The sequence below is a fragment of the Mycobacterium interjectum genome, assembly GCF_900078675.2.
In the GTDB taxonomy this organism is placed as follows: domain Bacteria; phylum Actinomycetota; class Actinomycetes; order Mycobacteriales; family Mycobacteriaceae; genus Mycobacterium; species Mycobacterium interjectum.
Map to the genome: position 1 here is coordinate 1,766,349 of NZ_LT546237.1, position 11,247 is coordinate 1,777,595.

An 11,247-nucleotide genomic window follows, 5' to 3' on the forward strand; every position below is an offset into this window, starting at 1 on the left:
CCGGCGACGCAGCCAACCCACGTGCGCCCTTGCCCAACTCCGCACCGACACCGGGCGACACCCGCGGCTAATCAGATACTCCTCGCGTGGACCTGACTTTTATCACCGTTGCGGGTTTGGCGACTTCGTAAAGCTCTGACCTGGCGGTTGAGTGTTCTCCTGGTGCGGATTTGTGCACTAGGGCTGGCCTCGTAGGGTGCCTTGGTGGCGTATGTGCGCACGGTGAAGACCTCCTCGGGTGCCACGGCGGTGCAGATCGTGTGGTCGACGCGGCGTGGGTCACGCAAGATCGAGCACCTGGGCTCGGCCCATGACGTTGCGGGGGTGGCCGCGCTGAAGGCTGCGGCTGCTCAGCGGCTGGCCGCCGGGCAGGCCCAGTTGGATCTTGGGCTGGCGGCGCGCTCGCAGTCCGAGCCGTTGCCGATCACCTCTTCGAAGGCCGCTCATCTGTGGGATGCACTGTGTGCTGCCTACGAGATCCTCGGGTTCGACGAGGCTGCCGACGGCGATGCGGCGTTTCGCCAGCTGGTGCTCGCACGGATCATTGAGCCGACCAGCAAGGCCGATTCCCTGCGCGTCATCGAGGAGACCGGCATCGCGCCGGTGTCGTATCCGACGCTCAACCGCCGGCTGCCGGTGTTCGCCAAACCCAGTTTCCGGCAAGCGCTTTCGGCCATGTGTGCTTCTCATGCCCGGTTGGGCCGGGCCAGCTTGGTGCTCTACGACGTGACCACCCTGCACTTTGAGACCGACGCAGGTGACGGTTTCCGTGAGCCCGGGTTTTCAAAGGAGCGCCGCCTCGATCCGCAGATCACTCTCGGACTGCTCACCGATGCCACCGGGTTCCCGCTGACGGTGGCAGCCTTCGAAGGCAACAAGGCCGAGACGGCGACGATGGTGCCGGTGATCAACGCGTTCAAGACCGCCCACCAGCTCAGCGATGTCACCGTGGTCGCTGACGCCGGAATGATCTCTGAAGCCAATCAGGTGGCTCTTCAGGCCGCGGGGTTGTCGTTCATCCTGGGCGCCCGCATTCCGTATCTGCCCGATGTGGTGCGCGAATGGCGCAACAAACACCCCGACGACGCGATCCCCGATGGGCTGGTGGTGACCCAGCCCTGGCCATCGACCTCCACGGAGAAGACCCGGGGCATCCCGGATCGGGTGACCCACTACCAGTACCGCCACGACCGAGCCCGGCGCACCCTGCGGGGTATTGACGAACAAGTCCGCAAGGCCGAACGTGCCGTTGACGGGCACGCCCCGGTCAAACGAAACCGCTACATCCAACTCTCGGGAGCGACAAAGTCGGTGAACCGGACGTTGGAAGCCAAGTCCCGCGCACTGGCCGGATGGAAGGGCTACACCACCAACCTCACCGGACAACCCGCGGCGTTCGTCATCAACGCCTACCACCAGCTGTGGCGCGTCGAGAAGAGCTTTCGGATGTCCAAGCACGACCTACAAGCCCGACCGATCTACCACCGCACCCGCGACTCCATCGAGGCGCACCTGAGCGTGGTGTTCGCCGCAATGGCCGTATCCCATTGGATAGAGCACCAAACCGGTTGGAGCATCAAGAAATTCGTCCGCAACGCCCGGCGCTACCGCACCGTCACCATCCAAGCCGGCAGCCACACGCTGACCGCCGCCGAACCACCGCCGGCCGACCTCGCCGAAGTCCTCGCCACAATCCACGGCCTACGTGCGCACTAGCCTGATAAAAGTCAGGTATGACAAGCACGACCCGGTCGGCGCGTGAGCGGCAGCAACTCCCGCAATGGCACCCGACCCAAGACAGTGTTCCCCGAGATCGGGCCGCTCGAGATCGAGGCGCCGGCGACGACTGCCTGCGCGCCCGCGCCTCGAAATCGGCAACCGCCGCAGCCACGAACTCTTCGACGAGAACTGCCGGCGACGCAGCCAACCCACGTGCGCCCTTGCCCAACTCCGCACCGACACCGGGCGACACCCGCGGCTAATCAGATACTCCTCGCGTGGATGCCGAGGTGGCTGAGAATTTCTCGCTGGGGTCGCGCGTGGACCGGCTCCCAATGGACGGCGTGGGCCGAGAACTAGCCTGCGGGACGGCGCAACACCACGTAGTCCTGCGTGAAGTGATGCCCCATTACGATCACGTCGATGATCTCGAAGTACCTGGACCACGTCTGCCGGATATAGGAGCGCGTGTGATAGGTCGCGCGATAGTACGTGCTCCGGTCCTCGCCGATGGCGTTGTCGGCAATGCCGTCGAAAAATCCGAAGCGCTCGACGAAAGGGACGAAGAGGGCCTCGGGCTGATGGTAATACAGGCCCTCACCGTTAACCGTGAGGACCGCGAGCCCACCCGGCTTGAGGATCCTGCGGATCTGATCTAGCCACAATAGCTGGTGGTGCTCGGTCAGGTGGGTCATCACCGAGATGCCATACAGAAAATCGACGGACCGTTCCTCGAGCTCGAATCCATCGAGCGAGAGCACCCCGAAGTCGCCATACGCCGCAAGATTCTGGGCGCACCAGCGGACGTTCACTTCGTCGATATCCAGGCCGATCGTCCTTCCGGGCCGTCCCTCTCCCGACTCGCGGATCTGCCGCAACACGCGTCCGCAGCCAACGCCCCAGTCCAGTACCGTTCCGAGGTCTGCGATCGGCCGCCCGGCGTGACGCCGTGCGATGAGGTCGAGCTGGTGGAACGTCGTGGCTCCGAAGACGAGGTACTGGAAGGCGTCCGACGTGGGACCCGAGACGCGATGGATATTCGCGATGTCGGGGAGCGGCGCACTCAGCCTTGAGGCATCGAATACCGCCTTCGGGATCCACAGGCTGCGTAGCGACGAGTGGAACTGCGACCGCGAATCCCCCGGTTCGCTCGAGTCGACGCCGATGCGCAGGTTCGTGCCGGGTGCCGCCATGAGCTGCGATCGCGGGATGCGCAGGCTCCCGTACTGCGCTTGCTTTCCGAGCACAGATGGTGGCCCGGGAAGCTGGGGGATACTCGTCTCGGATTGATCGAAAAGCTTGACCGTCACGTCGCATGGGGGAATGGGCTTTTCGACGACGACGGAAATGTCCAGCGCATCTTCGAGACGAGCAATCCTGGGCGTAAACAGCACGGCTTCCTCAAGGTCAGCCCGCACCGCGGGATCGATCGACTGCATCGCCTCGAGCCGACGGCTCTCGCCCAACGCCAGGAGCGCACCATTCTCGCGGAAGACGATCGAGAACGGAACGTCCGGCCTCAGGCCGTTGGCGAGCGGCATCCACAGCCGCCAGTTGTACGTCGGTGCAGCTGGCGAGGCGGGTAGATTCAGGGCCGCCCGCAGCTGCGGATGCGGGAAGCAGGGCCGCAAGGTGATGACCACTTCGCCGCCTTGCACAAACTGGATCTCTGGCCGCTCCTCAGGCTCCTCCTCGCACAGCGCCCAACCGTCGATGAGGAACTTGTCGACTCGGCCGACGTGCCCGCGAAGGGAACGTTTGCCGCCGGCACCGGGGGTGTTCACCATCGGGCTCGTCACTAAGGAAGGAGCTGGAATCGTAGTATGCACTTCAGGGTCACCCAAGACACCAATCTGAGCGTGCTGCGTCTGCGGAATGTCTGCGGACCGGGCTCGCAGCCAGATCGAGCTGCCGGGGTTCTTTAGGAAAAGCGGATTGGTCTCATCAACCAACTCATGCTGTAGGCGCGCGAATAAGCCGTTCCAGAACACCACCTCGAAAGCCGAGCTATACATTAGGAAGGCGCGCAGAGCATAGATTTCGTTCCATGATTTATTGTCCTCGAATAGCCATTGCCGTGGATACTCGAACGGGTACTGAATGTCGTGAAAATGTATCAGCACGCCCTTGTTGAGGCTGGGCAGGATGGAAAACAGCTCGTAGTGCACATCACTGGCGGTCTTGAGGACGTGGGTGGAGTCGATGAACAGGATGTCGTTCTCATTGAGTTTGGAAAACGTCGAAACCGGCACATCCTGAACCAGCCCCTCGATGATATCGACCCGGGAACGGTCTTCCTCGCGAAGCCTGCCACGAAGGCGATCGGCGTCTGGATCGATGCAGGTGATCGTGAAGTCGCTGAGGCCTGCATGATCAACGGCGTCGAGCATGCAGGCCGAGGAGAATCCTGATCCGACCTCGATGACGTTCTTCGGCTTAAAATGGGCAATCATCGCGCGCAGCATTATGGCATCGCCGTACGGATAGCAGCCGTTGTCATAATAGTAGCGGTTCTTGCCATCGTCATGCTCGCTGAACGGGGTGTTTTGGATGAATTCTGCGTTTTCTTTCCAGAACCGCACCATGGCGTCTTCATCGAAATGGATGCCTTTGATGTCGTCAGGTTCCTGCAGGTACTGTTTCTCAACGTATTCGGCAATGGTCGATGGATCCACGATGGGTGAATGGTAGTGCCCAGGCAAGAACTGGGTTCGCACCGACTTTTCCTGCTTACGCTGGTACTCATCCGAGTTGACGAAGCGAAAATAGACTTGCTCGGGTGGCAATGCGCCGGCAGTGGTCACCCAGTGAGCGAACTCCTCCGGTCCGGGATCTCGCTTCAAGATCGTGGTGTAGAGGCTGGCGATATATTCCTCGGCGGCGGCGGGGCTCATGTGCGGCATGCTTTTAGATGCTCCTGACACGGGTGTAGTTGGATGGTTCGGGGCCGACGCGGGCCAGTCGGGCAGGCGGTCAAGCTCTTTCACGCACACGTAGGTGTCCTGTGTCCCATGTGTCCCCCACCAGAGCCCTTCATGGAACTTCGATAGCCGCAGGTCGGGCATGGAGGCCAGGACCGGCAGTACCCAGCGGGGATAGCTGATCGTCAGGCCATACTCCGCTGTGTCGGGATCGTCCTGCTCCGACTGCGGGATGAAGCCGAAACCGTTCGCCTTGACTTTCAGGCCTGGGTAGCCCCGCTTGTCAAGAGCAAAGCCGTAGGCGGTGAAGATCAGCACGCCGCGGGGCGCCAGGGCGTTGGCCAAAGCCTTCAGCCAGCGCGCCCAGGTGGTCTCCGGCATGTGCGAGAAAAACGAGTGGGCGAAGATGACATCCTGCGGGGGCAGCTTCAGTTGCTCGGGCACCGGCGAGGAGATGTAGCTTTCCACGCCCAGGACGTCCTTGTTGAAGTTCACGGCGTCGATGTGGATGTCGCAGGTCGCGAGAAGACTGTCGGCGAACACATGTCCCATGTGCCTGGCGGTGCAGCCATAGCCCGATGCGAAGTCCAACACTCGGCGAGGCGCCCAATCCGATTTGGCAACTGCGTAGACCTTTTGCACATCCGTGATCATGGATTTGGCCAGTTTGGCGCTATAGCGGCCAAGGTTGAAATATTCCTTCACGGCCCGCTCGCGCCCGCCATTGGCCGCCCAGAGGCGATCCACGAAGTTGAAGATGAAGTCGTTCTCGTGGATGGCGGGATTGACGCCCATGTCCTCAGCGAAGGCCATATTTTCGTCCGAGAGCGGGATGAGCGGACGGTTGGTCGACCCCTTGGGCCGTTCGATGTCAGTCATATGCGCTCCTTGGGCTAGACGATTCCTGCTTGCGGCCGTGGACGTCCTGCCCGCTCATACCGTTCGTTCGGCCGCATCACATGCCGTAGCGCAACGGCTCCCAAGCTGGAGGCCGCATTTCCCATACATAAACCTGACGAAGCCTTCCGGGTAGGCGATCGCCGCTTCAGGAATTTCGACTCTCGTCATCCGATAACCTGGCATCTCATACTCGAAGTTAAAAGATCCCTTTCCCTTTTCATGAGGGCTGACGACTCCTCGTTGAGTAGGGAGAGGCTGGTCAGGCTTCGCCCGCCCGGCTTCAGCACACGGGCGGTCTCGTACAGATAGTGCCTCACGTCCTTTGGCAGCATGTCCCTGAAAACTGATGCAAGAAACGCTGTATCGAACGACCCGTCGGAATACGGGAAAACGGAAGTCGGACGAATAGTATTTCCCTTGGGGGTGTACGCGCCATTCTGAACATCTATGACTGTGCAAGCGGTTGCTTGCCTTGAGACGTCGAAGCCGGCGGAGCGGCCCTCGCGGTTCGGGTAGCCGGTGAGCGGCATAGCCGTCCGCGCTGAGCCGCAACCAACGTCGAGCACTGCATCACCTGGCTGCAACCCACATACGTCAACCAAATAACCCAAGAATTCATCGCCGATTGCCTTGTATGCGCCACCGCCACCCGCCCAATCCTGAAGCTCGCTGGTGGCCAGCCATTCGCCGGGCGAGTCGCAGTTCGCTGTCGAAGTGCGATTCGAGCCGGGCGGAATACCCCCGGTCATGATGCCACCTTACTGTCGTCAGCCGAACTTGTGTGTCCCCTCAACCACGCCTCACTATAAGGAGTCCTCGGCCTCTTCGAGGAGTATCCGATTAACGGCGGGCGCCGCCCGGTGTCGGCGCGGAGTCGGCCAAAGGCGTATGCGGTTTGGCGGCGTAGCCGGCGGTTCTCCTGGGAGAATGCCTGGATCGAATTCGTGCCCTTCCTGGACTACGACATCGAGATACGCCGCGCCATCTGCTCGACTAACGCCATGGAATCGATTAACGCCCGCTACCGGCTTGCCATCCGGGCGCACGGACACTTCCCGACCGAACAAACCGCACTGTAGTGCCGCTACCTGGTCACCACAGCCCTGGACCCGACCGGGCGAGGCAAGCACGATGGGCAATAAGGTGGAAGCCCGCACTCAACGCCCTAGCAATCACCTTCAACGGCCGGATCACCTCGACCGGCAACTAACAAATGCGAAGGTCGGATCCACCGTTAATCGGACAGCCCCCGCGAAAAGTTGACGCTAACAGGCATCGAACATCGCCGGGCCTCGATCCGGTCACTGAGGAGGTGTTTTCGGCCGACATCCCTTCTTCGCGACCCGTGCCGGGGCTTTGGGCTCCCGCACGGGTTGGGCTGCGGCCTTCTTCGCCGCGCGTGCCGGAGCTTTCGGCTCCCGCACGGGCCGAACCGCGGCCTTCTTCACAACCCGCGCCGAAGCTTTCGGCTCCCGCACGGCCCGAACCGCGGCCTTCTTCACAACCCGCGCCGAAGCCTTCGGCTCCCGCACGGCCCGAACCGCGGCCTTCTTCGCCGCGCGTGCCGAAGCCTTCGGCTCCCGCACGGCCCGAACCGCGGCCTTCTTCACAACCCGCGCCGAAGCCTTCGGCTCCCGCACGGGCCGAACCGCGGCCTTCTTCACAACCCGCGCCGAAGCCTTCGGCTCCCGCACGGGCCGAACCGCGGCCTTCTTCACAACCCGCGCCGAAGCCTTCGGCTCCCGCACGGGCCGAACCGCGGCTTTCTTCACAACCCGCGCCGAAGCCTTCGGCTCCCGCACGGGCCGAACCGCGGCCTTCTTCACAACCCGCGCCGAAGCCTTCGGCTCCCGCACGGGCCGAACCGCGGCCTTCTTCACAACCCGCGCCGAAGCCTTCGGCTCCCGCACGGGTGCGACTGCGGCGATGCAGAGCACCTCGTCGAGACTGGCCGTCTCTAGTCCGACAGCGCCCGCCCGCCAACCGAGTTCGGCGATTGGATCTGGGTCGCTGCCCACTATGCTGCCGGCCCGATCTAGCCGTGCGGTGTCGAACATCGCCGGACCGCTGGCCACCGCCTCGGCCAGGACGTAGCGGCCGGCGTTGGGTGAGCGGCGCACCTCCTGCTCGGCCGCGCAGACGCCGGTCAGCTTGACGGCATCGGCGAAGTTTATCCCCACCTGGAATACCTGCGGTTCGGATTCGAGCACCGCGATCAGGCGGGTCAAGTAAGTTTCGGGGGCAAAAAACCGCCAGCCCTGCCCCAGATGCAGCCAGAACCGTTCGACGATCTGCTTGCGGAGCTGCACGAGTTGGGCTCCGGGCCCGTCGCCGGGGCCGCAATCGACAAACTCAAGGAACACGTAGCGCTCACGCAGCAGCGCGCGATCGTAGGCTGACAGACCGGCATCGACCACGAGGAAGCGCCCGAACCAAAGGGGCAGATCAAGGCAGCAGTTCAGAAACGAGTTAATGGTCTGCTCGGTGGTCTCGCGGTCCGGTCCCGCGACCAGGCTAACGACCACCTTGGCCTCGCCTGGCGCGGCGACCAGACGCTGCACCAGCGCGGCGGGATACGATGACGCCACCTCGAGCATGAGCGGCACGCTGACGTCGCGGTTGACCGCGATCCGTTGCCGGTCAGCGTCGGGGATGTCGGAGAGCGCCAGCAGGCGCCGACACAGCATGAATGCCTCCGGATGGTTGCCGAGCTGGGAGGCGCACACCGCTTGCTCGTCGCTCGCGCGCCAGGCGTAGACGTCTGCGCCGATAAACAAGTGATCCTTTTCGGGAAACGGAATTTGGGCGGCGCGCTGAGCAAACAAGTGACCGGGCAGGTAGCGCTGATCTTCGCGGTACCGCCGAGCGATGGCATACAGCGCCTCGGCGCGGGTCGGTCGAAACTCCCAAGCCTGGAGGTAGATGTCCTGGACTACCAGCCACGGCCAGTTGAGTTTCGTCACCGACTCCGCGAGCCGCAGCATCGAGTAATAGACCTCCTCGTCTGAGCCTTCCATCTCGATCCGCCGCTGATACCACTTGTGCGAGTTGTCGAAGTCATCCAGATCGAAGTAGCTCTGGGCCAGATAGAACACCGACCGTGCGTCCTCGGGGTTGCGTTCGACCTCGGCCAGCAACAGATCGCGGTCACGCGCATACTTCTGCGTATCCTGATTGCGGGCACCGAGGCGACGAGATTCGACGTAGTAGTCGCCCTCCAAGCGCTCAACGACGCAGTCAGACTCCCATACGGCCGTCTCGTGGACGACGCCTTCATAGCGCACGCGCACTCCGTTGCGGAACAACTGCGGGCGCCAGTAGGTGAACGAGGCATCTCCGAGGCGCATACGGAAGATGTCGGCGCTTAGTTGAGTGAAGTCGGGTGTGCCCACGACGATGTCGTCGGCGTCGATGACCCAGATGTAGTCGCCGTGGCCCTGGGCGAGGTTCAGTGCCTCGGTGCGGTTATGGCCGAAATTGCGCCATGGTCGTTCGTGAAGCTCGCCTGGAATGCCAAGGCGGGCCATGTGTTTGCGGATCACGTCCTTTGTCCGGTCGGTCGAGCCGGTGTCGACGATCACCCACGAGCTGATGTAGGGCGCGACCGAATCAAGCGTCTCCACGACGACGTCGGCCTCGTTTTTCACGATCATGTTCAGGCAGATCGCGGCACGCGCTGTCACTGGCTTGGACACCGCTCAAAGTTTACATAGCAATCGCGTGTCGCGGATCGGGTTGCACGCGAAATCGCGGCGGCTGTGGATCATTGGTCGTGCTGTTCGGCGAACACCGCACCGGGTCAAGGCCGACGATCCGCGACGGTTTCGTCGGGCGTGTCGCCGTGACGACAGCACCGCTTGCCCGCTGTGCTCCGGCCTCGAGCAGCCGCCGTTAGCCCGAATTTTGCAACTTGGTGTGACACGATGCCAAGTTAGCGAAAGTGGCTGTCCTGCAAGGGATACCAGACTGCTCAAGGTCCACCATTCCGAGCGAGAGGGCACCTTCTGGATGAAGAGTAGCGCGGCGGTTTGTCGGGTCAAAGTGTCATCGGACGGCCGGAGCGTAGTGTCGCAGGCCGGTGCGGGCATGCTGCGTAAGGTCGCCGATTCGACCGTGATGTCGTCGCCGCACCTACCAAGGGCCGTGAATTCACGCGCCCGGGGATGTGCTCGCCCACGCGCGGCGCCGTTCGATGCCGGCGATGTAAATTCGGGCTGTTTTGGAACTGGTTGCGGCCGATGGGAAAACGACAACGGTACTGCATCAACGGCGATGTCCCGCGCTGGTGCCGGGCAGTGCCGCGGCGGCCCGCAGTCCGTCCATGTGAGGGTCTAAGGTGGCTTGCGTCGAATGGACCCCGGGGTGGACGTGGTAGCCGCTCTTGCGGTTGAGCTTGCTCTGACGGCCTTGTCGGGTAATGGCTACCCGGTCGCGCCGTGAGCACCCTGGGCGCCTTGTGCGCCCTGTGCACCCTGGGCACCCAAGATGCCGCCGGGACCGCCGGGGCCGCCTTGACCGCCCGAGCCGGGGGCACCGCCGGGAGCGTGAAGACCGCCGGGACCGCCNCCACCGGAGCCGCCGCTGCCGTACAACCACCCGCCGGCCCCGCCGGCCGTCCCCTGCACCCCAGAGGTTCCATTCGCGCCGTTACCGATCAGCGGGCGCCCCGTCGTCGCCGCGAATGTCCCATTGATCGCAGCAGCTGGCGAGCGCATCGCAGCTTCGACCATTTGCGCCGCATTGGCAGCCTCGGAGCCCACATACGCAGCCCCGCCAGTCGCCATGTTGCGGGTGAACTGGTCATGGAACGCCGCTGCCTTTGCGAGCAGCGCCTGATACTCGTCCCCATATTGGGAGAACAGCGAAGCGACCGCTGTCGACACCTCATCGGCCGCCGGGCCCATCACCCCGGTCGTCGGAAGAGCCGCCGCCGCACTGGCGCTGGCCAAGTTCGTGCCGATGCTGTCAAGATTCGCGGTCACCCACTGCAGAACCGCGGGGTCAATGTAAAAAGGAGAGCTCATGACATTCCACCCTCACGTTCATCGCCAGCCCTGCGGAAGGACATAATGCAAGACTGCATCCGAGTAACCGTCGAAACGGTACCGCAAGCCGGCCGGCCATTGAAATAGATTCGGGAACACTGGAAATGGTCGGATTTATGAATTGGACTCGGTCGGAATTATGAACTGGATTCGGTCGATTTATGAACTGGACTCGGTCGGGTTTGACGTTCCCGCAGAGTCATTCGTCAGGGTTGAGTTGTGGAAGTAGGCAGGCAGGGTAAACAGCTTCAGCGCGCCGATGACTCAGCGGTGAAGCTGCCGTCGCAGGTCGAAACCGCAGCCGGCCCTGCGCGATGATCGCGGATTCATGGGGAGGCTGTCCGGGTCGGTGGCATGACACGAACCAGGTTGTCGCGCTGCGCTATTCGGTCGGGCTGTCATCCCAATTGTTAGGCAGCAGCGGGATGGCCGGGGCGCCGTTGCGCCCGTCGTCGGCCAGCGTCATCAGCCCGGCCGGACGGCCGGCGGCGGGTGTGACGGTGGCACCGACGAATCCGAGTCGCCCGCCCCCTTGACCCGACGCCTCCGGATGCGGCCCCCCGTCCTCGTCGAGGTCCATGAACTCGTGGCGATGGGCGCGATCCTCGATCGTCGCGCCCCGACGGCGGCGCCCGCGCGTTCGGCCGTTCGCCGTGGCCGCG

Annotated in this window: 6 protein-coding genes and 1 pseudogene; 2 read left to right on the forward strand and 5 right to left on the reverse strand. The window is 63.2% G+C overall.

Annotated features, from left to right (window positions below):
* The first annotated feature begins 204 nt into the window (after positions 1–204).
* Positions 205–1,716, forward strand: coding sequence for an IS1634 family transposase (locus tag BN4348_RS42750; RefSeq protein WP_066908841.1), 1,512 nt, complete (start codon positions 205–207; stop codon positions 1,714–1,716).
* Between the two features lie 359 nt (positions 1,717–2,075).
* Here the strand turns inward: BN4348_RS42750 and BN4348_RS42760 are convergent, their stop codons facing one another.
* Positions 2,076–5,519, reverse strand: coding sequence for a methyltransferase domain-containing protein (locus BN4348_RS42760; protein WP_066913229.1), 3,444 nt, complete (start codon positions 5,517–5,519; stop codon positions 2,076–2,078).
* 185 nt (positions 5,520–5,704) lie between these two features.
* Positions 5,705–6,289 carry a class I SAM-dependent methyltransferase gene (locus BN4348_RS42765; protein ID WP_235852736.1) on the reverse strand — a complete coding sequence of 195 codons (585 nt, stop codon included), beginning with the start codon at positions 6,287–6,289 and terminating at the stop codon, positions 5,705–5,707.
* Between the two features lie 171 nt (positions 6,290–6,460).
* Between BN4348_RS42765 and BN4348_RS42770 the strand changes: the two are divergent.
* Positions 6,461–6,750: pseudogene (locus tag BN4348_RS42770) on the forward strand (transposase); the annotation flags it as partial.
* 91 nt (positions 6,751–6,841) lie between these two features.
* On the opposite strand, the gene BN4348_RS42775 reads toward BN4348_RS42770, so the two are convergent.
* The 3 genes from BN4348_RS42775 to BN4348_RS42785 all read right to left on the reverse strand — a co-directional run.
* Positions 6,842–9,235 (reverse strand): glycosyltransferase, encoded by a 2,394-nt coding sequence (locus BN4348_RS42775; RefSeq protein ID WP_235852737.1) that lies wholly within the window; start codon positions 9,233–9,235, stop codon positions 6,842–6,844.
* A gap of 726 nt (positions 9,236–9,961) precedes the next feature.
* Positions 9,962–10,564 (reverse strand): PE family protein, encoded by a 603-nt coding sequence (locus tag BN4348_RS60020; RefSeq protein WP_084454183.1) that lies wholly within the window; start codon positions 10,562–10,564, stop codon positions 9,962–9,964.
* Between the two features lie 403 nt (positions 10,565–10,967).
* Positions 10,968–11,247: PPW family C-terminal domain-containing PPE protein (locus tag BN4348_RS42785; RefSeq protein ID WP_456238198.1), on the reverse strand; the 280-nt coding region annotated here is incomplete at its 5' end.